General features: G+C 62.3%; 20 protein-coding genes and 4 tRNA genes. 20 read left to right on the plus strand and 4 right to left on the minus strand.

Annotation, left to right across the window (positions count from 1 at the left end; all coding sequences use genetic code 11):
* Positions 1-136 precede the first annotated feature (136 nt).
* Genes EJA05_RS09935 through EJA05_RS09960 form a run of 6 tightly spaced genes read left to right on the plus strand, consistent with a single transcriptional unit; the run spans position 137 to position 6,055 of the window.
* Positions 137-1,231, plus strand: coding sequence for an ABC transporter ATP-binding protein (locus tag EJA05_RS09935; RefSeq protein ID WP_125858114.1), 1,095 nt, complete (start codon positions 137-139; stop codon positions 1,229-1,231).
* A complete protein-coding gene (locus EJA05_RS09940; protein ID WP_125858115.1) occupies positions 1,231-2,328 on the plus strand; it encodes an ABC transporter ATP-binding protein in 1,098 nt (365 codons plus the stop codon). The genes EJA05_RS09935 and EJA05_RS09940 overlap by 1 nt, the downstream gene beginning before the upstream one ends.
* Positions 2,325-3,188: a carbohydrate ABC transporter permease gene (locus EJA05_RS09945; protein WP_125858116.1), complete on the plus strand. Its 864-nt coding sequence runs from the start codon at positions 2,325-2,327 to the stop codon at positions 3,186-3,188. Before EJA05_RS09940 ends, EJA05_RS09945 begins: the two co-directional genes overlap by 4 nt.
* Positions 3,189-3,191: 3 nt before the next feature.
* Complete coding sequence (locus EJA05_RS09950; RefSeq protein ID WP_125463462.1) at positions 3,192-3,992, plus strand: carbohydrate ABC transporter permease; 801 nt, start codon at positions 3,192-3,194, stop codon at positions 3,990-3,992.
* A gap of 12 nt (positions 3,993-4,004) precedes the next feature.
* A complete protein-coding gene (locus tag EJA05_RS09955) occupies positions 4,005-4,277 on the plus strand; it encodes a DUF2160 domain-containing protein (RefSeq protein ID WP_125861275.1) in 273 nt (90 codons plus the stop codon).
* 38 nt (positions 4,278-4,315) lie between these two features.
* Positions 4,316-6,055 carry an ABC transporter substrate-binding protein gene (locus EJA05_RS09960; RefSeq protein WP_110994359.1) on the plus strand — a complete coding sequence of 580 codons (1,740 nt, stop codon included), beginning with the start codon at positions 4,316-4,318 and terminating at the stop codon, positions 6,053-6,055.
* A 160-nt stretch (positions 6,056-6,215) separates the two neighbouring features.
* Here EJA05_RS09960 and folD read toward each other — a convergent pair whose 3' ends face one another.
* Positions 6,216-7,070, minus strand: coding sequence for a bifunctional methylenetetrahydrofolate dehydrogenase/methenyltetrahydrofolate cyclohydrolase FolD (gene folD, locus EJA05_RS09965; RefSeq protein WP_110994358.1), 855 nt, complete (start codon positions 7,068-7,070; stop codon positions 6,216-6,218).
* Between the two features lie 256 nt (positions 7,071-7,326).
* Here folD and EJA05_RS09970 point away from each other — a divergent pair.
* From EJA05_RS09970 to EJA05_RS10020, 11 genes are all read left to right on the plus strand, one after another.
* Positions 7,327-7,403, plus strand: a tRNA-Arg gene (locus EJA05_RS09970).
* A gap of 34 nt (positions 7,404-7,437) precedes the next feature.
* Positions 7,438-7,513 (plus strand) — tRNA-His (locus EJA05_RS09975).
* 57 nt (positions 7,514-7,570) lie between these two features.
* Positions 7,571-7,655 (plus strand) — tRNA-Leu (locus EJA05_RS09980).
* A gap of 36 nt (positions 7,656-7,691) precedes the next feature.
* Positions 7,692-7,767 (plus strand) — tRNA-His (locus tag EJA05_RS09985).
* Positions 7,768-7,990: 223 nt separating this feature from the next.
* Positions 7,991-8,290 carry a DUF6388 family protein gene (locus tag EJA05_RS09990; protein WP_125858117.1) on the plus strand — a complete coding sequence of 100 codons (300 nt, stop codon included), beginning with the start codon at positions 7,991-7,993 and terminating at the stop codon, positions 8,288-8,290.
* 248 nt (positions 8,291-8,538) lie between these two features.
* Positions 8,539-9,852, plus strand: a complete 1,314-nt coding sequence (gene tig, locus EJA05_RS09995; RefSeq protein ID WP_125858118.1) for a trigger factor — start codon at positions 8,539-8,541, stop codon at positions 9,850-9,852.
* A 91-nt stretch (positions 9,853-9,943) separates the two neighbouring features.
* Entirely contained in the window at positions 9,944-10,585 is a 642-nt protein-coding gene (gene clpP / locus EJA05_RS10000) for an ATP-dependent Clp endopeptidase proteolytic subunit ClpP (RefSeq protein ID WP_023629742.1), read from the plus strand.
* A gap of 108 nt (positions 10,586-10,693) precedes the next feature.
* The gene (clpX, locus tag EJA05_RS10005; RefSeq protein ID WP_125463465.1) at positions 10,694-11,977 is read left to right on the plus strand and encodes an ATP-dependent Clp protease ATP-binding subunit ClpX; all 1,284 of its coding nucleotides are present in this window, start codon (positions 10,694-10,696) and stop codon (positions 11,975-11,977) included.
* A 153-nt stretch (positions 11,978-12,130) separates the two neighbouring features.
* Positions 12,131-14,527, plus strand: coding sequence for an endopeptidase La (gene lon / locus EJA05_RS10010; RefSeq protein ID WP_125858119.1), 2,397 nt, complete (start codon positions 12,131-12,133; stop codon positions 14,525-14,527).
* Between the two features lie 153 nt (positions 14,528-14,680).
* Complete coding sequence (hupB, locus tag EJA05_RS10015) at positions 14,681-14,953, plus strand: nucleoid-associated protein HU-beta (protein ID WP_054892387.1); 273 nt, start codon at positions 14,681-14,683, stop codon at positions 14,951-14,953.
* 186 nt (positions 14,954-15,139) lie between these two features.
* Positions 15,140-16,999 carry a SurA N-terminal domain-containing protein gene (locus tag EJA05_RS10020; protein ID WP_125858120.1) on the plus strand — a complete coding sequence of 620 codons (1,860 nt, stop codon included), beginning with the start codon at positions 15,140-15,142 and terminating at the stop codon, positions 16,997-16,999.
* 63 nt (positions 17,000-17,062) lie between these two features.
* On the opposite strand, the gene EJA05_RS10025 is transcribed toward EJA05_RS10020, so the two are convergent.
* Positions 17,063-18,103, minus strand: a complete 1,041-nt coding sequence (locus EJA05_RS10025; protein WP_125858121.1) for a patatin-like phospholipase family protein — start codon at positions 18,101-18,103, stop codon at positions 17,063-17,065.
* 153 nt (positions 18,104-18,256) lie between these two features.
* On the opposite strand from EJA05_RS10025, the gene EJA05_RS10030 reads away from it, so the two are divergent.
* The 3 genes from EJA05_RS10030 (at position 18,257) to EJA05_RS10040 (ending at position 20,196) form a co-directional block, all read left to right on the plus strand.
* Positions 18,257-18,535 carry a hypothetical protein gene (locus tag EJA05_RS10030; protein WP_110994350.1) on the plus strand — a complete coding sequence of 93 codons (279 nt, stop codon included), beginning with the start codon at positions 18,257-18,259 and terminating at the stop codon, positions 18,533-18,535.
* Between the two features lie 14 nt (positions 18,536-18,549).
* Positions 18,550-19,317, plus strand: a complete 768-nt coding sequence (locus tag EJA05_RS10035; protein ID WP_125858122.1) for a CHAD domain-containing protein — start codon at positions 18,550-18,552, stop codon at positions 19,315-19,317.
* An 81-nt stretch (positions 19,318-19,398) separates the two neighbouring features.
* A complete protein-coding gene (locus EJA05_RS10040) occupies positions 19,399-20,196 on the plus strand; it encodes an acyl-CoA thioesterase (RefSeq protein ID WP_125858123.1) in 798 nt (265 codons plus the stop codon).
* Between the two features lie 27 nt (positions 20,197-20,223).
* On the opposite strand, the gene EJA05_RS10045 is transcribed toward EJA05_RS10040, so the two are convergent.
* Together EJA05_RS10045 and EJA05_RS10050 are read right to left on the minus strand one after the other, a co-directional pair.
* Positions 20,224-20,592 (minus strand): Mpo1-like protein, encoded by a 369-nt coding sequence (locus EJA05_RS10045; protein ID WP_125858124.1) that lies wholly within the window; start codon positions 20,590-20,592, stop codon positions 20,224-20,226.
* An 81-nt stretch (positions 20,593-20,673) separates the two neighbouring features.
* On the minus strand, positions 20,674-22,152 hold the full coding sequence (locus tag EJA05_RS10050) for a methyl-accepting chemotaxis protein (RefSeq protein WP_125858125.1): 1,479 nt from the start codon (positions 22,150-22,152) through the stop codon (positions 20,674-20,676).
* Positions 22,153-22,223 lie beyond the last annotated feature (71 nt).

A 22,223-nucleotide genomic window follows, 5' to 3' on the forward strand; every position in this document is an offset into this window, starting at 1 on the left:
TTGTTCAGCGAAACTGTTCACATCTGTACAGGCCGAGTGCCGTGCCCGGGCGCAAGATGCAGGTTTAGAGCGGTTGTGCCGGGCTGGCACGGAACTGGCTGAGTGGGCTGGACAACCATTACAAGAAGGCCACGCCATGTCCCTGGTGCTGGAGCAGGTACGCCGCAGTGTCGACAACCAGCTGTGGATCGACGACGCCAGCCTGCGCTTCGAGCCCGGCTCGTTCAACGTGCTGCTGGGCCGCACCCTGGCCGGCAAGACCAGCCTGATGCGCCTGATGGCCGGCCTCGACCGCCCGGACAGCGGCCGGGTGCTGATGGATGGCGAGGATGTCACCGGGCGGCCGGTGCGCAGCCGCAACGTATCGATGGTCTATCAACAGTTCATCAACTACCCCACCCTCACGGTGTTCGAGAACATCGCCTCGCCGTTGCGCCAGGCGCGCATGGCCGAACCGGACATCCAGCGGCGGGTGCGCGAAACCGCCGAGATGTTGCGCATCGAGCCCTTTCTCGGGCGCCTGCCGCTGGAATTGTCGGGTGGCCAGCAGCAGCGCACCGCCATGGCCCGGGCATTGGTCAAGGACGCCTCGCTGATCCTGTTCGACGAGCCCTTGGTCAACCTCGACTACAAGCTGCGCGAGGGCTTGCGCCAGGAGCTGCGCGGCCTGTTCGCCGAGCGCAACTGCATCGCCGTGTATGCCACCACCGAGCCCAACGAGGCGCTGGCCTTGGGTGGCACAACCACCTTGCTGCACGAGGGCCGGGTGATCCAGAGCGGCCGCACCACCGAGGTGTATCAACGGCCCGCCAGCGTGCTGGCCGCCGAGCTGTTCTGCGAGCCGCCGATCAACCTGGTGCCCGGGCGCATCGTCGGCAACGAGGTGAGCCTGGCCGGTGCCGTGCACTTTGCCCGCACGGCCGACCTGCGTGAACTGGCGGACGGCGAGTATCGTTTCGGCATCCGCCCCGGCCACCTGACCCTGGTGCCGTCGCGCGACGATGACCTGGAGCTGGCGGTGCTGGTGGAGCTGGCCGAGATCAGCGGCTCGGAAACCTTCCTGCATGTGCGCAACGAGCACTGGCGCATGACCCTGCATCTGCCGGGCGTGCACGAATATCAGGTGGACACGCCGATCCGTGTGTTCGTCCCCACCCACAAGCTGTTCATCTTCGACAGCGCCGACACCCTGGTGCAGGCGCCGCGCCTGCGCGACGCGAGGAGCGCCTGATGGCCGAGATCCGCCTGCACCAGCTGGCCCACAGTTACAGCCGCTCGCCCGCAAGCGCCGACGACTACGCCTTGCATGAGCTGGAGCATGTGTGGGCTCAGGGCGGTGCCTATGCCTTGCTCGGGCCGTCCGGCTGCGGCAAGTCGACCTTGCTCAACATCATCTCTGGCCTGCTGGCGCCCTCACATGGCGAGGTGCTGTTCGACGGCAAGGTGGTCAACGCCTTGACCCCGCAGCAGCGCAACATCGCTCAGGTGTTCCAGTTCCCGGTGGTGTACGACACCATGACGGTGTTCGACAACTTGGCCTTCCCCCTGCGCAACCAGGGCTTGGACGAGGCGCGGGTGCGTGCGCGGGTCGAGGAAATCGCCGAGGTGCTGGAGCTGACCGCGGTGCTGCACAAGCGCGCGCGCAACCTCAGCGCCGACGAAAAGCAGAAGGTCTCCATGGGCCGCGGGCTGGTGCGCGACGACGTTTCGGCGATCCTTTTCGACGAGCCGCTGACGGTGATCGACCCGCACCTGAAATGGAAGCTGCGGCGCAAGCTCAAGCAGATCCACGAACAGTTCAACATCACCATGATCTACGTCACCCACGATCAGCTGGAGGCCTCGACCTTCGCCGACAAGATCGCGGTGATGCACGCCGGGCGCATCGTCCAGTTCGGCACCCCACGCGAGCTGTTCGAACGGCCCCGGCATACCTTCGTCGGCTATTTCATCGGCAGCCCCGGGATGAACCTGATCGATGTGCGCGCCGAGGCCGACGGCGTGAGCTTTGGCGATGTCCATCTGGTGTTGCACGAGGGGGTGCGTGAGCGCCTGGCAACCTCTGAAGGCGGGCGTTTGCAGGTGGGCATCCGCCCGGAGTTCGTGCAGGTGTGGGAGCACCCCTTCGACAACGCTTTCGAGACGCGCGTGGTGGACGTGGAGGACCTGGGTACCTACCGCATCCTCACGCTGGTGCTGGCGGGGGTGACCCTCAAGGCGCGCCTGGGCGAGGACCGGGTGGTGCCCCATGGCCGGGCCTGGGTGAGCCTGCCGCCGCAATGGCTGATGCTCTACCTGGACGATCTGCTGGTGGAGGCCGAGGCATGAACAAGGTGCCGAACAACAAGGCCTGGTGGCTGGTGCTGCCGGTGTTCCTGCTGGTGGCGTTCAGCGCCGTGATCCCGATGATGACCGTGGTCAACTACTCGGTGCAGGACATCTTCGATGCCTCCAACCGTTACTTCGTCGGTGCCGACTGGTACCGCCAGGTGCTACGCGACCCGGCGCTGCATGATGCGCTGCTGCGCCAGTTCATCTATTCCGGGTGCGTGCTGGCCATCGAAATCCCGCTGGGCATCGCCATCGCCCTGACCATGCCGACCCGTGGGCGCATGGCGTCGGTGTGCCTGATCCTCATGGCCATCCCCTTGCTGATCCCGTGGAACGTGGTGGGCACCATCTGGCAGATCTTCGGCCGCGCCGACATCGGTCTGCTCGGCGCGACGCTGGCCAAGCTTGAGGTCAACTACAACTATGCCGGCGACCCGCTTGACGCCTGGGTCACCGTGTTGGTGATGGACGTGTGGCACTGGACTTCGCTGGTGGCGCTGCTGTGCTACTCGGGTTTGCGCGCCATCCCCGACGTGTACTACCAGGCCGCGCGCATCGACCGGGCATCGGGCTGGGCGGTGTTTCGCCATATCCAGCTGCCGAAGCTCAAGAATGTGCTGCTGATCGCGGTGATGCTGCGGTTCATGGACAGCTTCATGATCTACACCGAGCCGTTCGTGCTCACAGGCGGCGGGCCGGGCAATGCCACCACGTTCCTCAGCCAGACCCTCACGCGCATGGCGGTCGGGCAGTTCGACCTGGGGCCGGCGGCGGCGTTCTCGCTGGTGTACTTCCTGATCATCCTGCTGGTGTCGTGGCTGTTCTACACAGCCATGACCCACGCCGACAAGGAGTAGGCCATGAGCAAGCGCAAAACGCTGGCCCTGCTGTTGTACTTCTTCTTCCTGTTGGTGCCGATCTACTGGCTGCTGAACATGTCGTTCAAGAGCAACAGCGAGATCCTCGGTGGGCTGACGTTGTGGCCGCAGGTGTTTACCTTCGACAACTACCGGGTGATCTTCACCGACGCCAGCTGGTACAGCGGCTATATCAACTCGCTGTACTACGTGTGCCTGAACACGGTCATCTCGCTGACGGTGGCCTTGCCGGCGGCCTATGCCTTTTCGCGCTATCGCTTTCTTGGCGACCGGCACCTGTTCTTCTGGCTGCTGACCAACCGCATGGCGCCGCCGGCGGTGTTCCTGCTGCCGTTCTTCCAGCTGTATTCGTCGATCGGCCTGTTCGATACGCACATTGCCGTGGCCCTGGCCCACTGCCTGTTCAACGTGCCGCTGGCGGTGTGGATTCTGGAGGGCTTCATGAGCGGGGTGCCGAAGGAGATCGATGAAACCGCCTACATCGATGGGTACAGCTTCCCGCGGTTCTTCGTGAAGATCTTCATCCCGCTGATCGGTTCGGGGATCGGCGTGACGGCCTTCTTCTGCTTCATGTTCTCTTGGGTCGAGCTGCTGCTGGCACGCACCCTCACTTCAGTGAACGCCAAGCCGATCGCGGCGGTGATGACCCGCACGGTGTCCGCCTCGGGTATCGACTGGGGCGTGCTGGCGGCGGCCGGGGTGCTGACCATTTTGCCGGGCATGCTGGTGATCTGGTTCGTGCGCAACCATGTGGCCAAGGGCTTTGCCCTGGGCCGGGTGTGAGGAGGGCGGATGATGGAGTGGATGGCCTGGACCCTGCCGACCGCGCTGTTCTTCTCGGCGATCGGCCTGTTGTTGATGTGCATGACCCTGTTCGAACTGCGCCGCCCGTGCCTGGAACGTCGCGGTTTTCTGCCGATTGCCACGACCCGTGGCGACCGGCTGTTCATCGGCTTGTTGGTCAGCGCCTACCTGCATCTGCTGGTGGTGGGGGGGAGCGACTGGCCGTTGTGGGTGGCCTCGCTGCTGTCGCTGGCGTGGCTGGTGGTGGTGCTGCGCTGGGGTTGAGCCTGGGGCAAGGATCCTTCTGCAATCTGGAGATCACAATGTTCGATAACGACAACAAACGGCGACATTTGACCCTGGCCGCACTGCTGGTGCTGGCCGGCCTGCACGGCACGGCCTGGGCCGACCAGTACGAAGACGCGGCGAAAAAATGGATCGGCAGCGAGTTCAAGCCGTCGACCCTGACCCCGGAGCAGCAACTCGAAGAGCTCAAGTGGTTCATCAAGGCCGCCGAGCCGTTCCGTGGGATGAAGATCAACGTGGTGTCGGAAACCATCACCACCCACGAATACGAGTCCAAGGTGCTGGCCAAGGCCTTCACCGAGATCACCGGCATCCAGTTGACCCACGACCTGCTGCAGGAAGGCGATGTGGTGGAAAAACTGCAGACCCAGATGCAGTCGGACAAGAACATCTATGACGGCTGGGTCAACGATTCCGATTTGATCGGCACGCACTTTCGCTATGGCAAGGTGGAGTCGATCACCGACCTGATGGCCAATGAGGGCAAGAACTACACCTCGCCAACCCTGGACCTGAAGGACTTCATCGGCATTTCCTTCACCACTGCGCCGGACGGCAAGATCTACCAGTTGCCTGACCAGCAGTTCGCCAACCTCTACTGGTTCCGCGCCGACTGGTTCGAGCGCCCGGACCTGAAAGCCAAGTTCAAGGAGAAGTACGGCTACGAGTTGGGCGTGCCGGTGAACTGGTCGGCCTACGAGGACATCGCCAAGTTCTTCAGCGAGGACGTCAAGGAGATCGACGGCAAGCGGGTCTATGGCCACATGGACTATGGCAAGAAGGACCCTTCGCTGGGCTGGCGTTTCACCGATGCCTGGTTTTCCATGGCCGGCGGTGGCGACAAGGGGCTGCCCAACGGCCTGCCGGTGGACGAGTGGGGCATTCGCGTGGAGGACTGCCACCCGGTGGGCTCCAGTGTGACCCGCGGCGGCGACACCAATGGCCCGGCGGCGGTGTTCGCCACGCAGAAGTACGTGGACTGGATGCGCGCCTACGCCCCCAAGGAAGCCCAGGGCATGACTTTCTCCGAGGCGGGCCCGGTGCCGGCGCAGGGCAACATCGCCCAGCAGATCTTCTGGTACACCGCCTTCACCGCCGACATGACCAAGCCCGGGCTGCCGGTGGTCAACGCCGACGGCACGCCGAAGTGGCGCATGGCGCCCTCGCCCAAGGGACCGTACTGGGAGGAGGGGATGAAGCTCGGTTATCAGGACACCGGCTCCTGGACCTTCTTCAAATCCACCCCTGAGAAACAGCGTCTGGCGGCCTGGCTGTATGCCCAGTTCGTCACCTCCAAGACCGTGTCGCTGAAGAAGACCGTCGTCGGCCTGACGCCGATCCGCGAGTCGGACATCAACTCCCAGGCCATGACCGACCTGGCGCCCAAGCTGGGCGGGCTGGTGGAGTTCTACAGAAGCCCGGCGCGGGTGCAGTGGACGCCGACCGGCACCAACGTGCCGGATTATCCGCGCCTGGCGCAGCTGTGGTGGAGCCATATCGCCGAGGTGGCCAGTGGCGAGAAGACGCCGCAAGAGGCGCTGGACGGGCTGGCGCGGGATCAGGACCGGATGATGGAGCGGCTGCAGCGCTCCAACGCGCAGGCCACCTGTGCGCCCAAGCTCAACCCCGAGAAGGATGCCCAGTACTGGTTCGACCAGCCGGGGGCGCCGAAGCCGAAGCTGGCCAACGAGAAGCCAAAGGGCGAAACGGTCAGCTACAACGAATTGCTGAAGTCGTGGGAGGCGGCGCGCAAGTGATCGGTTAGCTTCAAGGGCCTCATCACGGGGCAAGCCCGCTCCCACGCTATGCAGCGCCATGTAGCGTGGGAGCGGGCTTGCCCCGCGATAGGGCTTTTGCAAAAACGCCAGGCAAAAAAAACGGCACCTGCCAGAGGTGCCGTTTTCGCTTCACGCCAACTTACTTGTGCAGCTCTTCAGCGGCATACAGCGTATTTTCCAGCAGGCAGGCGCGGGTCATCGGGCCAACGCCGCCGGGTACCGGGGTGATCCAGCCAGCGCGGGGCAGGGCGGTCTCGTAGACCACGTCGCCGACCAGCTTGCCGTCTTCCTGGCGGTTGATGCCGACGTCGATGACGATCGCACCTTCCTTGACCCACTCACCCTTGACCAGGCCCGGCTTGCCGGCGGCGACCACCAGCAGGTCGGCACGGCCAACGTGGCCGGCCAGGTCCTTGGTGAAGCGGTGGCAGACGGTGACGGTGCAGCCGGCCAGCAGCAGTTCCATGGCCATCGGGCGACCGACGATGTTGGAAGCGCCGACGATGACCGCGTTCATGCCGTACAGGTCCTGGCCGGTGCTTTCCAGCAGGGTGATGATGCCCTTTGGGGTGCACGGGCGCAGCAGCGGGATGCGTTGCGCGAGGCGGCCGATGTTGTACGGGTGGAAGCCGTCGACGTCCTTGTCCGGGCGGATGCGCTCGAGCAGCAGCGAGGCGTCCAGGTGCGCGGGCAGCGGCAACTGCAGCAGGATGCCATCGACGGCCGGGTCGTCATTGAGGCGGTCGATCAGCTCGGTCAGGGCCTGCTGGGTGGTTTCGCTGGGCAGGTCGAAGGCCTGCGAGATGAAGCCGACTTCTTCGCAGTCCTTGCGCTTGTGCGAGACATAGACTTGGGAGGCCGGGTCGGTACCGACCAGGATCACTGCCAGGCCTGGCGTACGCAGGCCCTGCTGGCGGCGCTCCGCGACACGTTGCGCGATCTGCTTGCGCAGGTTGGCGGCGATCGCCTTGCCATCGATAAGGTGTGCAGTCATAGACGCGTGATTAACCATCGAGAAGGAAACATGAAGAAGCGCGCATTCTCGCACGACACGGCGCAAGGGCAAAGGCGGGTGGTCGGGCAAATCCCCTAACCCCTTCAATAATTTAAATTTTTTTCAGAAACATGTTGACGACTTTGAGGGTCGGCTATAAGATTCGCCGCACTTGTCGGGCACTGCCTGGCACGGGTTGGCAAAGTTGGACGGAATAAGCGGTTTGTTGGCTTGTTGAGTCGGACTGAAAGCTTAAGCGCCCGTAGCTCAGCTGGATAGAGCATCCGCCTTCTAAGCGGATGGTCGCAGGTTCGAGTCCTGCCGGGTGCGCCATTAGGCCTGGGCAAGTAAGCAGTAACGCAATATGGTGGGCGTAGCTCAGTTGGTAGAGCGCCGGATTGTGATTCCGGTTGTCGTGGGTTCGATTCCCATCGTCCACCCCAGATTCGGCAAAGGCGCCAGGATTGAATGATCAGGCGCCTTTGTTTTAAGCGCTTCATGCGGACGTGGTGAAATTGGTAGACACACTGGATTTAGGTTCCAGCGGCGCAAGCTGTAAGAGTTCGAGTCTCTTCGTCCGCACCATGTTTCTGTAAGGCTGTACCGCAACACTGCATTATGGTGGGCGTAGCTCAGTTGGTAGAGCGCCGGATTGTGATTCCGGTTGTCGTGGGTTCGATTCCCATCGTCCACCCCATATTTTATGAAGGCGCCTTGATCGAAAGATCGGGCGCCTTTGTTGTTTTTGCATTGCATGGTTTGCGGTGCTCGAGCCAGCGGCCGCTGCAGAGTCCGGGCTGAGGGGGCTGCAATCATTGCTCGGCTCACCCCTTGCAATCCTCTATTGATGCCCCAATAAAAGCTGTTAGATTTCAGCCGGTTGACCGTCCGGCCAAGATGCTGGCAGAGGAATACCGCAAATGATCGCAAAAGAAGCGCGCCAGGCCCTGGCGCTGCAACGTTTCGCCGAAGCCAATCCGCAACTGCTCGAGGAGATTCGCGAGCTGGATGCCCTCGAGCAGGCGCAGCAGATCGAATGGGCGTTCGAGGATGCCGCCGATGAGCAGGGTATCCAGCCCTGGGAATTGGCCCTGCAATTGATCGCGCAAACGCCGGAGCAGCTGCAGGCGATGCGCCTGGAAACCCATCGCGAGGTGGCTGAGGCGCTGGGGATGGAGTGGGAAGAATACTGCCAGTTCAACGAGATCGAGCCGCAATAAAAGGTGCGTTCGGGTTGGGCGGGGTTTGTTTGACAAGGTTTTACAATCGCGCGGCCTGTGACGGCCCGCGCGGGCAACGCTTAAACAGGTTCGACGCCACGGCGCTCGGGCCTTTCAGGGAAATCGACCGGCGTGGTCTGCCGACAATCCGGGTGGGGTGACTTCTGCTGAATGAGTCACTAGAATGCTTGCCCTTGATTCTGGAGTCGGGCTATCGCCGGCTAACGTCTGTGCAACGAGGAATATCCATGCAAGTTTCTGTTGAAAACACTTCCGCTCTCGAGCGCCGCATGACCATCGCCGTTCCGGCCGAGCGCGTCGAGAACGAAGTCAACAAGCGTCTGCAGCAGACTGCCCGTCGCGCCAAGGTTGCAGGCTTCCGTCCTGGCAAGGTGCCGATGAGCGTCATTCGCCAGCGTTTCGAAGCCGATGCCCGTCAGGAAGCTTTCGGTGACCTGGTCCAGGCCTCCTTCTACGAAGCTATCGTCGAGCAGAAGCTGAACCCGGCTGGCGCCCCTGCCGTTGAGCCGAAGTCGTTCGAAAAGGGCAAGGACCTCGAGTTCGTCGCCATCTTCGAAGTCTTCCCTGAGTTCACCGTTTCGGGCCTGGAATCGATCAGCGTCGAGCGCCTGAGCGCCGAAGTGGCCGATGCCGACCTGGACAAGATGCTGGACGTGCTGCGCAAGCAGAACACCCGTTTCGAAGCTGTCGAGCGCGCTGCGCAGAACGACGATCAAGTCAACATCGACTTCGTTGGCAAGATCGACGGTGAAGCCTTCGCCGGTGGTTCGGCCAAGGGCACTCAGCTGGTGCTGGGTTCCGGCCGCATGATCCCAGGCTTCGAAGAAGGTCTGGTCGGCGCCAAGGCCGGTGAAGAGCGCGTTGTCAACGTGACCTTCCCAGAGGACTACCAGAACCTCGACCTGGCTGGCAAAGCCGCCGAGTTCACCATCACCGTCAACAGCGTTTCGGCACCACAGCTGCCAGAACTGAACGAAGAGTTCTTCGCTCAATTCGGTATCAAAGAGTCGACCCTGGAAGGCTTCCGCACCGAAGTTCGCAAGAACATGGAGCGCGAACTGCGTCAGGCCACCAAGACCAAGGTCAAGAACCAGGTCATGGACGGTCTGCTGGCCGCCAACCCGATCGAAGTGCCAAAAGCCCTGCTGGAAAACGAAGTCAACCGTCTGCGCGTGCAGGCTGTCCAGCAGTTCGGTGGCAACATCAAGCCTGACCAACTGCCGGCCGAGCTGTTCGAAGAGCAAGCCAAGCGCCGCGTGGTGCTGGGCCTGATCGTCGCCGAAGTGGTCAAGCAGTTCGAGCTGAAGCCGGACGACGCCAAAGTGCGTGAAATGATCGAAGAAATGGCTTCGGCCTACCAGGAGCCAGAGCAGGTTATCGCCTGGTACTACAAGAACGACCAGCAACTGAACGAAGTGCGTTCGGTTGTACTGGAAGAACAAGTTGTAGATACTGTCCTGCAGAAAGCGACTGTGACCGACAAATCGGTCTCGTACGAAGAAGCTGTAAAGCCAGCACAGGCTCAAGCCGACGCTGAGTAACAGGCTACTCTCGTAGGAAACCCCCACAAGCCAGCCTTCGCGCTGGCTTGTGCGTATTCAAGCCATGACTATTTGGGAGTGAGTGCAGGACATGTCCCGCAATTCTTATATTCAGCAGAGCTCTGACATCCAGGCCGCAGGCGGCCTGGTCCCGATGGTTATCGAGCAGTCCGCCCGTGGCGAACGCGCCTATGACATCTACTCGCGCCTCTTGAAGGAGCGGGTGATCTTCCTGGTCGGCCCCGTAGAAGACTACATGGCCAACCTGGTGGTGGCGCAGCTGCTGTTCCTGGAAGCGGAAAACCCGGACAAGGATATCCATCTGTACATCAACTCGCCGGGCGGTTCGGTGACTGCCGGTATGTCGATCTACGACACCATGCAGTTCATCAAGCCGGACGTCTCGACCATCTGCATCGGCCAGGCCTGCAGCATGGGCGCCTTCCTGTTGGCGGCCGGTGCCGCTGGCAAGCGCCACTGCCTGCCGAACTCGCGCGTGATGATTCACCAGCCGCTCGGCGGCTTCCAGGGTCAGGCGACCGACATCGAGATCCACGCCCAGGAAATCCTCAACATCAAGGCGCGCCTGAACGAGCTGCTGGCCCATCACACCGGCCAGCCGCTCGAGACCATCAAGCGCGATACCGAGCGTGACAACTTCATGAGCGCTGCGCGCGCGGCCGAGTACGGCCTGATCGACTCGGTCTACGACAAGCGGCAACTGGCATCCTGAAGCAATGCGCCAGAGCGGGCGGGCGTGGAAAGCGCCCACCCGCGGACTTGAAAAAGCCTGCGATTGCCTTCATCTTGTGTTTCAAGCCTACCGGATTGGATCGATCGAATGACTGACACCCGTAACGGCGAGGACAACGGCAAATTGCTCTATTGCTCCTTCTGCGGCAAAAGCCAGCACGAAGTGCGCAAGTTGATTGCCGGCCCCTCGGTATTTATCTGCGACGAGTGCGTCGACCTGTGCAACGACATCATCCGTGAGGAGGTGCAGGAAGCCCAGGCCGAGAGCAACGCGCACAAGTTACCCTCGCCGAAAGAAATCAGCGGCATCCTGGACCAGTATGTCATTGGTCAGGAGCGCGCCAAGAAGGTGCTTGCCGTAGCGGTGTACAACCACTACAAGCGCCTGAACCAGCGTGACAAGAAGGGCGACGAAGTCGAACTCGGCAAAAGCAACATCCTGCTGATCGGGCCAACCGGCTCGGGCAAGACGCTGCTCGCCGAAACCCTCGCGCGCCTGCTGAACGTACCGTTCACCATTGCTGACGCCACCACCCTGACCGAAGCCGGTTATGTGGGTGAGGACGTCGAGAACATCATTCAGAAACTGCTGCAAAAGTGCGACTACGACGTGGAAAAGGCCCAGATGGGCATCGTCTACATCGACGAGATCGACAAGATCTCGCGCAAGTCGGACAACCCGTCCATTACCCGCGATGTTTCGGGTGAGGGCGTGCAGCAGGCACTGCTGAAACTGATCGAAGGCACCGTCGCTTCCGTGCCGCCGCAAGGTGGTCGCAAGCACCCGCAACAGGAATTCCTGCAGGTTGATACCCGCAATATCCTGTTCATCTGCGGTGGCGCCTTCTCTGGCCTGGAAAAGGTCATCCAGAACCGTTCCACCAAGGGTGGTATCGGTTTCAGTGCAGAAGTGCGCAGCAAGGAAGAAGGCAAGAAAGTCGGCGAGTCTCTGCGTGAGGTCGAGCCGGACGATCTGGTCAAGTTTGGTCTCATCCCCGAGTTCGTCGGTCGTCTGCCGGTACTGGCGACGCTGGACGAGCTGGACGAGGCTGCACTGATGCAGATTCTGACCGAGCCGAAGAACGCGCTGACCAAGCAGTACGCCAAGCTGTTCGAAATGGAAAGCGTCGACCTCGAGTTCCGCAGCGATGCGCTCAAGGCCGTTGCCCGCAAGGCGCTGGATCGCAAGACCGGTGCCCGTGGCCTGCGTTCGATCCTGGAAGGCGTGCTGCTCGACACCATGTACGAGATTCCTTCGCAGAAGGAAGTCAGCAAGGTGGTGATCGACGAGAGCGTCATCGAGGGTACTTCGAAGCCGCTGCTGATCTACGAAAACAGCGAGCCGCAAGCCAAAGCCGCCCCCGACGCCTGATCGGGCAAGGGGCAGCATGCAGAAAGGGGCCTTCGGGCCCCTTTTTGCATTTCCTGGTATCGACGCTTGTAATTTCAAAGGGCTGCCCCCACATTAGCTCCAAGCACCATTTCCAACGGTTTCCGGCCACAAGGCCGCTGTAGAGGCGAAATCATGAAGACCACCCTCGACTTGCCTCTTTTGCCATTGCGCGACGTTGTCGTCTATCCGCACATGGTCATCCCACTGTTCGTGGGGCGTGAGAAGTCCATCGAAGCCCTCGAGGCGGCGATGACGGGCGAAAAGCAGATCCTCCTGCTGGCCCAGAAAAACCCTGCCGACGATGATCCGGGTGAGGATGCCCTGTACCGCGTCGGTACCGTCGCCACCGTCCTGCAACTGCTCAAGCTGCCCGATGGCACCGTCAAGGTGCTGGTCGAGGGCGAGCAGCGCGGCTCGGTCGAACGTTTCAATGAAATCGACGGCCACATCCGTGCCGAAGTCAGCCTGATCGACGAAGTGGAGGCCGCCGAGCGCGAGTCCGAAGTCTTCGTGCGCACTTTGCTGTCGCAGTTCGAACAGTATGTGCAGCTGGGCAAGAAGGTCCCGGCCGAAGTGCTGTCTTCACTGAACAGCATCGAAGAGCCGGGCCGCCTGGTCGATACCATGGCCGCGCACATGGCCTTGAAGATCGAGCAGAAGCAGGAAATCCTCGAGATTGTCGAGCTGCAGGCCCGTGTCGAGCACGTGCTGGCGCTGCTGGATGCCGAGATCGACCTGTTGCAGGTCGAGAAGCGCATCCGTGGCCGGGTCAAGAAGCAGATGGAGCGCAGCCAGCGCGAGTACTACCTGAATGAGCAGATGAAGGCCATTCAGAAAGAACTCGGCGATGGCGACGAAGGTCACAACGAAGTCGAAGAGCTCAAGAAGCGCATCGAAGCTGCCGGCCTGCCGAAAGACGCCCTGACCAAGGCCCAGGCTGAGCTCAACAAGCTCAAGCAGATGTCGCCGATGTCCGCTGAGGCCACCGTGGTGCGTTCGTACCTGGACTGGCTGGTGCAGGTGCCGTGGAAGGCTCAGAGCAAGGTGCGCCTGGACCTGGCCAAGGCCGAAGAGATCCTCGATGCCGACCACTATGGCCTGGAAGAGGTCAAGGAACGCATTCTCGAATACCTCGCCGTGCAGAAGCGGGTGAAGAAGATTCGCGGCCCGGTGCTGTGCCTGGTCGGCCCGCCTGGCGTGGGCAAGACCTCGCTGGCCGAGTCGATTGCCGCTGCCACCAATCGCAAGTTCGTGCGCATGGCCCTCGGTGGCGTGCGTGACGAAGCAGAAATCCGCGGTCACCGTCGTACCTACATTGGTTCGATGCCGGGCCGCCTGATCCAGAAAATGACCAAGGTGGGCGTCCGCAACCCGCTGTTCCTGCTCGACGAAATCGACAAGATGGGCAGCGACATGCGTGGCGACCCGGCGTCGGCGCTGCTGGAGGTGCTCGACCCGGAGCAGAACCACAACTTCAACGATCACTACCTGGAGGTCGACTACGACCTGTCGGACGTGATGTTCCTGTGCACCTCGAACTCGATGAACATCCCGCCGGCGCTGCTCGACCGCATGGAAGTCATCCGTCTGCCGGGTTACACCGAGGACGAGAAGATCAACATCGCGGTCAAGTACCTGGTGCCCAAGCAGGTCAAGGCCAACGGCCTGAAGAAGGATGAGCTGGAGGTCGATGTTTCGGCGATCCGTGACATCATTCGCTACTACACCCGCGAAGCTGGTGTGCGAGGCCTGGAGCGGCAGATCGCCAAGGTGTGCCGCAAGGTGGTCAAGGAGCACACTGGGCAGAAGCAGTTCAAGGTCAAGGTTACTGGCGAGCAGCTTGAGCAACTGCTGGGCGTGAAGAAATTCCGCTACGGCCTCGCCGAGCAGCAGGACCAGATCGGCCAGGTCACCGGCCTTGCCTGGACCCAGGTGGGTGGTGAGCTGCTGACCATCGAAGCTGTGGTCATTCCCGGCAAGGGCCAGCTGATCAAGACCGGCTCGCTGGGCGACGTCATGGTCGAGTCGATCACCGCTGCGCAAACCGTGGTGCGAAGCCGTGCCGCAAGCCTGGGGATCGCTGCAGACTTCCATGAAAAGCGCGACGTTCACATCCATATGCCTGAAGGTGCTACACCCAAGGATGGCCCGAGCGCAGGCATCGGCATGTGCACCGCATTGGTCTCGGCGTTGACCCAGATCCCCGTGCGCGCAGATGTCGCGATGACCGGCGAGATCACCCTGCGTGGTCAGGTTCTGGCCATTGGTGGCCTCAAGGAAAAACTGCTGGCGGCACACCGTGGCGGGATCAAGACGGTGATCATTCCCGAGGAGAATGTTCGCGACTTGAAGGAAATTCCAGAAAATATCAAACAGGATCTTCAGATCAAACCGGTCAAATGGATTGACGAAGTCCTCCAAATTGCGCTGCAATACGCCCCGGAGCCCTTGCCAGATGTGGCTCCGGAGATTGTCGCCAAAGATGACAAGCGCGACAGCGATGCTAAGGAAAGAATCAGCACGCATTAGTAAGTATTTCGCTGGGGGGCTTTGGTTGACAGCTTTTTCGGGCCCTTGCTATAAAGCGGCACGCCATTTTCAACAGGCCACCCAGCGCTCGTTACACACGCTTTTCATTACATACTTAGAAACAAACTCAATAGAGAAATAAGGGGACTTAGAGTGAACAAGTCGGAACTGATTGACGCTATCGCCGCATCCGCTGACATCCCGAAAGCTGTTGCCGGCCGTGCGCTGGACGCAGTAATTGACTCCGTGACCGGTGCCCTGAAAGCAGGCGACGACGTCGTTCTGGTTGGCTTCGGTACCTTCTCGGTCAAAGAGCGCGCCGAGCGCACCGGCCGTAACCCGCAAACCGGCAAGGCGATCAAGATCGCTGCCGCCAAGGTTCCAGGTTTCAAGGCTGGTAAAGGCCTGAAAGACGCCGTCAACTAAGTCGTCTCTTTCAGCCGGCCCAGGTTTCGGCCAGGGTCGACCGCGTGACGGGCGGGTTCGCAAACGTTCCCGCTGGTACGCAAGCTTCGAAAAGGGCGCATCCACTGGATGCGCCTTTTTTCTATCAGGATTCTACCCACGCTCCGCGGTTGTCGACGCAGTGGTACAGCCGTTTCTGGGGGACGCATGCTGCAGAATATCAGGGACAATTCACAAGGTTGGATTGCCAAGACCATTATCGGCCTCATCGTCGTGCTGATGGCATTGACCGGTTTCGAGGCCATCTTCCAGGCCGCAACCCACAGCCAGGACGCCGCCAAGGTAAACGGCCAGACCATCAGCCAGAACGAGCTGAGCCAGGCCGTGGACATGCAGCGCCGCCAGCTGATGCAACAGCTGGGCAAGGACTTCGACCCTGCGCTGCTGGACGAAAAGATGCTGCGCGAGGCTGCGCTCAAGGGGCTGATCGATCGCAAACTGCTGTTGCAGGGCGCCGAGGATGCCAAGTTCGCTTTCTCCGAAGCTGCACTGGACCAACTGATCCTGCAGACGCCTGAGTTCCAGGTCGATGGCAAGTTCAGTGCCGAGCGTTTCGATTCGGTCATCCGCCAGATGGGCTACGGTCGCATGCAGTTCCGCGAGATGCTCGCCCAGGAAATGCTCATCGGCCAGTTGCGCACCGGCCTTGCCGGCAGCAGCTTCGTCACCGACAAGCAGGTTGAGGCGTTCGCCCGCCTGGAGAAGCAGACCCGTGATTTCGCCGCCCTGACCTTCAAGGCCGACCCGGCTGCGGTCAAGGTCAGCGACGACGAGGTGAAGGCTCACTACGACCAGCACGCCAAGGAATTCATGACCCCCGATCAGGTGGTCATTGATTACATCGAGCTGAAGAAGTCGGCCTTCTTCGACCAGGTCAAGGTCAACGACGACGAACTCAAGGCGTTGTACGACAAGGAAATCGCCAACCTGGGTGAGCAGCGCCATGCTGCGCACATCCTCATCGAAGTCAACGACAAGGCCAACGATGCCCAGGCCAAGGCCCGCATCGAAGAAATCCAGCAGCGCCTGAACAAGGGCGAGGATTTTGCCAAGCTGGCCAAGGAGTTCTCTCAGGACCCAGGCTCTGCCAACACCGGCGGTGACCTTGGCTTTGCAGGCCCGGGCGTGTACGACCCGGCCTTCGAGGACGCGCTGTACAAGCTGAACAAGGATCAGGTTTCCGCCCCGGTGCGTACCGAGTTTGGTTACCACCTGATCAAGCTGCTCGGCGTCGAAGCGCCGGATGTACCTAGCTTCGCCAGCCTGAAGGACAAGCTGACCCACGAGCTGAAAACCCAGCAAGTGGAGCAGCGCTTCGTCGAGGCCACCAAGCAGCTTGAAGATGCCGCGTTCGAAGCCTCCGACCTGGGTCAGCCGGCTCAGGACCTTGGCCTGAAAGTGCAGACCTCTGCGGCCTTCGGCCGTGAAGGTGGCGAGGGCATTACCGCCAACCGTGCGGTGATCCAGGCTGCCTTCAGTGAAGAAGTGCTGGAGGAGGGCGCCAACAGCAACGGCGTCGAGCTGGACCCGGAGACCGTGGTCGTGCTGCGCGTCAAGGAACATCGCAAGCCTGAGCAATTGCCGCTGGAAGCCGTGGCCAAGAACATCAGCGCGCATCTGGCCAAAGAGAAGGCGACTGCCGAGCTCAAGGGCAAGGCTGACAAGCTGATTGCCGGCCTGCGTGACGGCTCGATCAAGGCAGCAAGCCAGAGCTGGAAGGTCCAGGAAGCCGCTACCCGTGGCCAGGACGGCATCGACCCTGCCGAGCTGCAGGCGGTGTTCCGCCTGGGCAAGCCGGCGTCCAAGGACCAGCCGGTGTACGGCAGTGTGGTGCTGGGCGACGGTAGCCTGGTGGTGTTGCAGCTCAAGGGTGTCAACGAGGGCGCTGCCGCCACCGACGAAGAGAAGGCGCAGATCCGTCGCTACCTCGCTTCGCGTGCCGGTTCGCAAGACTTCGCGGCCTACCGCAAATGGCTGGAAAGCAGTGCCGACATCACCCGCTACTGAGTGATGCAGCAATGACGAAACAGGCCGCGTATGCGGCCTGTTTCGTTTCTGCTGCACAGGCCCCTAACGGCGCACCCCCTCATGGCTGTCCAGCGTATCCCTGGCGACTTCGCGCCCCAGTGCGATCAGTTCAGGCGCCTTGTAGAACTCGAAGAACCGGCATACCCGCTTGGGTACGTTGATCAGCACATCCGGCGGATAACCGGCGATCTTGTATTGCGCCAGTGAGGTCTGCATCACCTCGAAGCTCTGGTTGATCAGGTCGAGCAGCGAAGCAGGGCCGACGTTATCGATGATGAACGAGCCGGTCGCGGACTTTGGCGCGCCTTCGGTCTCGGGCGCCGCGGCAGGCTGCTGGCCCTGTGGCCCGGCGCTTTCGCCCAGCCAGGGGTTGGACGTGGTCAGGCCGTCAGCGGTGATTTCCTGTTCGATGCGCATCAGCTCCTCGGCGGGTTTGCGGCGAAACGGCAGGTGCGAGCCGAGCGAGCTGATCAGTGAGTCGAAGCGCATCTTGAAGGCCGCCGGGCGTTCGATCACCGGCAACTGGTACTGCTTCTGGTTGGTGGCGTTGAGGTTGACCGCAATGATCAGGTCGCAGTGGCTGGACACCACCGGCACGATCGGCAGCGGGTTGAGGATGCCGCCATCGACCAGCATGCGATTGCCTTGCATGACCGGGGTGAACAGGCTGGGGATCGCCGCCGAGGCGCGCATCGCCTGATGCAGGCAGCCTTCCTGGAACCAGATCTCTTGCTGGTTGGTAAGGTCGGTGGCCACCGCCGTGTAGGGGATGCGCAGCTGCTCGATGTTGATTTCGCCAACGATCTTGCGGATCTGCCCGAACACCTTGTCGCCACGGATTGCCCCCAGGCGAAAGCTGACATCCACCAGTCTCAGCACGTCCAGGTAGTCCAGGCTTTCGATCCAGCTGCGATATTCGTCGAGCTTGCCGGCCGCGTAGATGCCCCCGATCACCGCGCCCATGGAGCACCCTGCAATGCAGGCGATTTCATAGCCACGACGCTCGATTTCTTCGATCACGCCGATGTGCGCGTACCCCCGGGCACCGCCCGAGCCGAGCACCAATGCCACGCGTTTGCTCATGGTCTTCCCCCTGCGTATTGTGCAACCACGGCCCTACAATGCGCCCATTGTTGCCTGTGCTTCAATGTAGTCCGCACTGGGCTACGCTGAGCAGGCAACTTTCTGCTCGCTGTGCCGTCGAACGACCACTTTTTCACCTTTGAGGTAACACCGATGAAAGCCTGGATCACCCTTCCTCTTATTGTCCTGGCCTTGGCCGGTTGCGCGGGCAAGACGGCCTATCGCGACAGTTGCGGGACCCAGCTCGATGCTGCGTGGAAGGAACTGGACCTGGCCAAGGCCGAAGGCTTCGCCGGTACTGTCAGTTATTCCAAGGCACTGTCACTGCTGACCGGGGCCAAGACCCAGCAGCAGTTCGAAGCGTTCGAAGGCTGTACCCACAAAGCCGAGAAGGCGCGCTTCTATATTCGTGAGTCCCGCGCCGGGCGTTGACCGAGGAGCGCGCCATGTCCGCCATGCTCGACCATGTGGTTTTTCAGGTACTGACGCTGCAGGTAAGGTTGCTGGCCTGTCGTGAGCGGCTGGCGGCCGATACCGACAGCGAGGCGCTGCATGACCTGCGTATCGCCCTGCGGCGTCTGCGCAGCCTCATGCGCCCGCTGCGTGGCTTGCCGGGGGTGGAGCAACTGGAGGACGCGGCGCAGGCGCTGGGTACCTTGACCACGCCGCTGCGTGACCGCGAGGTGCTGGCGGCGCAGCTCATCCAGCGCGGGCACCTGCAGGCCGGTCAGCGCCGCCTGGAGGGCAGGGCGCGTACGTTCGCCAGCGTGGCGCGTAGCCCTCAGCTTGCCCGCGTACTGGCGATTCTCGACGTGTTCCCGCTGTTCCTGCGTGCGGCCGACCGTGAAGGGTTGGTGCCGCGGCTGGAGCGGCGTGTCGACAGGCGCCTGGTCAAGCAGTGGCATACCTTGGCGCAGGCGCTGGAGGATCCGGCCCACGACCGGCATCGCTTGCGCTTGTTGATCAAGCGCGTGCGCTATGGTGACGAGGCTTACCCGCAGCTCGATCACGCCGGCAAGCAGCTGCAAAGGCTGTTGAAGAAAGCCCAGGGAGACCTGGGCGACTGGCATGACCGTTTTCAATGGTTGCTGCAAGTGCGTGAGCACAGCGACCTGGCAGGCTGCAAGGTGGCCTGGGAGCACGAACTGCATGCCGCCGAACGCACCTCCGATATCACCCTCGAGGTGTTGCGCAAGGCCGTGGCGCGTCGATAGCCCGGCAAATGACCGATATGCGGGCTGCCGCACCTGCGGGGGCTGGTTAAGATCGGGACTTTTGCGCAGGAGCCAGGGCACATGAACTTCACCGAATTGTTGGCGGCAGCACGCCTGCACCCTGAAGCGGTCAGTGTGCCGCCCAGCTGGGCGCAGGGGCGGGCGGTGTTCGGCGGCCTTATGGCCGCGATGGTGCACGAGGCGATGCGGCAGAAACTGGCTGACGACCGCCCGGTGCGTTCGCTGGCGATCACCTTTGTCGGCCCGGCGGCGCCGGATGTGCCTATCAGCCTGGAAGTGGAGGTGCTGCGCGAGGGCAAGGCGGTCTGTACCCTGCTCGGTCGTGCCGTGCAGGGCGGCCAGGTGGTGACGCTGGTGCAGGGCAGTTTCGGCGCCGGCAGGCCTTCGGTGGTCGCGGTCGATGCGCAACCCCCGATGGCGATCAAGCCATTGCAGCAGGCAGCGCCAGAGTTGCCGTACATCAAAGGGGTGACCCCGGAGTTCATGCGTCACGTGGCGCTGCGTTGGGCTATCGGTGGGCTGCCGTTCAGCGGCAACGATTCACGCCACATGGGCGGCTGGGTGCGTCTGCGTGACGTGCCCGATGCTCCCCTGGAAGTGGCGCATCTGCTGGCCCTGGTCGATGCCTGGCCGCCCAGCCTGTTGCCTTACCTGAAGCAGCCAGCCGCCGGTAGCACCCTGACCTGGACCATCGAATTCGTCCAGCCCACACCACGGCTTTCGACGCAGGACTGGTGCGGCTATTGCGTGGAGACCGAGTATGCGCGGGATGGTTATGGGCATGCCGCAGCCCGCCTGTGGACGGCTGACGGCGAGCTGTTGGCATTGAGTCGGCAGACGGTGACCGTGTTCGCTTGAGGCTGCTGGGGCGCGTGAAGCGTGCGGTCAATGCCGATGCTTGTGCCGCTCGCGCCAGGCGCGCCACCAGGCGCCGCTCAGCACGAACCGCGGGAAGGTGATGAATTGCTCGGTGAGCAGGCGTTGCACGGCGTCCTTGCGGTTGGCGAAGGGTTCCGGTTGTTCGGCCTCCAGCCGATGCCCCTGGCGTTGCAGGCCAAGGCCGGCGATCAGGGCGATGATGCCGACGGCGATCTGCGACAGGTCCAGGGCGAACAGCCCCGACAGCACCAAAAGCGCACCCAGGATGAACAGCGGCACGGCAATCAGGTGCAACACCAGGTTGGCGGGGTGGCGGTGATTATGGTGGTAGCCGCGCCATTGCCAGGCGGGCAGGTTGGGCAGTCGCTTGCTCATGGGCAGTTCCTCATGGAGATGCCCAAAGTCTAGTGCGGCCCCCGGGAGGGGGCCAATCGAGGCTGGCTATGCCGGCAATAGCTAGAGCTTGAGCTGGCCGATGGCTTTGCTCAATTCCCCAGCCAGGGTCGCCAGCTCGCTGCTGGTGGTGGCTGACCCCACAGTTTGCTGCACGGTCTGCTCGGTGACGTCACGGATGCTCACCACTGCGCGGTTCATCTCTTCGGCCACTTGGCTCTGTTGCTCGGCAGCCACCGCTATCTGGGTATTGTTCTCGCGCATCTGTGCCACGGCACGGGTGATCTCGGCAAGGGCCTCGCCAGCTTCCTGGGCCTGCTTGACACAGTCGTCGGCCTTGTACGAACTCTCCTGCATGAAGTCCACGGCATCACGGGTGCCGGCCTGCAGGTCAGCGACCATCGTGGTGATTTCGTCGGTGGAGGTTTGCACGCGCTTGGCGAGGTTGCGCACTTCGTCGGCGACCACCGCGAAGCCGCGGCCCAGGTCGCCGGCGCGGGCGGCCTCGATGGCGGCATTGAGGGCGAGCAGGTTGGTCTGTTCGGCGATGCTGTGGATCACCCCGACCACCCCGTTGATCTTCTGGCTGTCATCGGCCAATTGGCGGATCATCTCGGCGGTCTGCTGCACGCCGCTGGACAGCCCGGCAATCGAGTCCTGGACCCGGCTGACCACGGCCTGGCCGCTGCCGGCGAGGCCGTCGGCACTCTGCGACAAGTCACGGGTGGCACCGGCATGCTCGGCGATGTGGTGCACGGTGGCGGTCATCTCGTTGATCGCAGTGGCGGCCTGGTCGGTCTCGCTCTGCTGGCCGATCATGCCGTGGCGCACTTCGTCCATGCTCCCAGCCAGGCGAGCAGCACCCGAGTCGAGCTGCGCAGCGGTGCGCGCGACAGTGCTGACCACACGGTGGTAGGTGGTCTGCATGGCGTTGAACGCGCCGGCCATCTGCCCGACTTCGTCGCCACAGGCCAGCGGCACCCGGGCCGAGAGGTCGCCAGTTTTTTCCACGTGCAGCATCACGTCCTTCAACGTATTGAGCTGGCTGAGCAGGAAGCGGATCAACAACTGCGAAGCGCAGAGCATGGCCAGCATCAGCACCAGCACGCACACCGCATAGTTGCCGAAACGGTCGAAGAACACCTGGCGCAGGCTAGGCGCCTGGGCCAGCACGGCCAGGTGTCGATCGCCCTGGCGGAACACCTGGGCCCCCAGCACAGGGTTGTTACCTGCGATCCAGGCGCCGGGCAGCTCGACCCAGCCCTGGGCATCACGCAAGGCTTCGAGGGGTTCGCCTGCAAATTCAGGAGTCTGTCCGCTGCCCCAGGTAATCAGCCCAGGCTGGTCCGGAAGGTCTTTTTCGGCGGGCCAGGCGGCCAGCAATTCGGCCTGGCGCTGGGCCAGGGCCTGCGCGCCCGAAGCGCGCGCCTGCTGCTCCAGTGACACTGCATACAGCACCAGCAGCAGGGTGGTGACGAAGGCCACTGCGTTGACGGCCCAGAACTTGTACTTCAGGGAAATATTGCTAAGCCAGGCACCCATGGTAGGTCTTCTCTGAGTTGGCGGAAACATTGTTGGCAAGGTGCCATCATTGTGCCCGCCAAGGCCAGGAC

It is taken from the genome of Pseudomonas oryziphila, from assembly GCF_003940825.1.
Taxonomy (GTDB): Bacteria; Pseudomonadota; Gammaproteobacteria; order Pseudomonadales; family Pseudomonadaceae; genus Aquipseudomonas; species Aquipseudomonas sichuanensis.

What these genes read in the sequence shown, in the direction of transcription:
- EJA05_RS09935 (WP_125858114.1), top strand. Translation starts at nt 137, where the DNA reads ATGTCCCTGGTGCTGGAGCAGGTACGCCGCAGTGTCGACAACCAGCTG.
- EJA05_RS09940 (WP_125858115.1), top strand. Translation starts at nt 1,231, where the DNA reads ATGGCCGAGATCCGCCTGCACCAGCTGGCCCACAGTTACAGCCGCTCG.
- EJA05_RS09945 (WP_125858116.1), top strand. Translation starts at nt 2,325, where the DNA reads ATGAACAAGGTGCCGAACAACAAGGCCTGGTGGCTGGTGCTGCCGGTG.
- EJA05_RS09950 (WP_125463462.1), top strand. Translation starts at nt 3,192, where the DNA reads ATGAGCAAGCGCAAAACGCTGGCCCTGCTGTTGTACTTCTTCTTCCTG.
- EJA05_RS09955 (WP_125861275.1), top strand. Translation starts at nt 4,005, where the DNA reads ATGGAGTGGATGGCCTGGACCCTGCCGACCGCGCTGTTCTTCTCGGCG.
- EJA05_RS09960 (WP_110994359.1), top strand. Translation starts at nt 4,316, where the DNA reads ATGTTCGATAACGACAACAAACGGCGACATTTGACCCTGGCCGCACTG.
- folD (WP_110994358.1), bottom strand. Translation starts at nt 7,070, where the DNA reads ATGACTGCACACCTTATCGATGGCAAGGCGATCGCCGCCAACCTGCGC.
- EJA05_RS09990 (WP_125858117.1), top strand. Translation starts at nt 7,991, where the DNA reads ATGATCGCAAAAGAAGCGCGCCAGGCCCTGGCGCTGCAACGTTTCGCC.
- tig (WP_125858118.1), top strand. Translation starts at nt 8,539, where the DNA reads ATGCAAGTTTCTGTTGAAAACACTTCCGCTCTCGAGCGCCGCATGACC.
- clpP (WP_023629742.1), top strand. Translation starts at nt 9,944, where the DNA reads ATGTCCCGCAATTCTTATATTCAGCAGAGCTCTGACATCCAGGCCGCA.
- clpX (WP_125463465.1), top strand. Translation starts at nt 10,694, where the DNA reads ATGACTGACACCCGTAACGGCGAGGACAACGGCAAATTGCTCTATTGC.
- lon (WP_125858119.1), top strand. Translation starts at nt 12,131, where the DNA reads ATGAAGACCACCCTCGACTTGCCTCTTTTGCCATTGCGCGACGTTGTC.
- EJA05_RS10020 (WP_125858120.1), top strand. Translation starts at nt 15,140, where the DNA reads ATGCTGCAGAATATCAGGGACAATTCACAAGGTTGGATTGCCAAGACC.
- EJA05_RS10025 (WP_125858121.1), bottom strand. Translation starts at nt 18,103, where the DNA reads ATGAGCAAACGCGTGGCATTGGTGCTCGGCTCGGGCGGTGCCCGGGGG.
- EJA05_RS10030 (WP_110994350.1), top strand. Translation starts at nt 18,257, where the DNA reads ATGAAAGCCTGGATCACCCTTCCTCTTATTGTCCTGGCCTTGGCCGGT.
- EJA05_RS10035 (WP_125858122.1), top strand. Translation starts at nt 18,550, where the DNA reads ATGTCCGCCATGCTCGACCATGTGGTTTTTCAGGTACTGACGCTGCAG.
- EJA05_RS10040 (WP_125858123.1), top strand. Translation starts at nt 19,399, where the DNA reads ATGAACTTCACCGAATTGTTGGCGGCAGCACGCCTGCACCCTGAAGCG.
- EJA05_RS10045 (WP_125858124.1), bottom strand. Translation starts at nt 20,592, where the DNA reads ATGAGCAAGCGACTGCCCAACCTGCCCGCCTGGCAATGGCGCGGCTAC.
- EJA05_RS10050 (WP_125858125.1), bottom strand. Translation starts at nt 22,152, where the DNA reads ATGGGTGCCTGGCTTAGCAATATTTCCCTGAAGTACAAGTTCTGGGCC.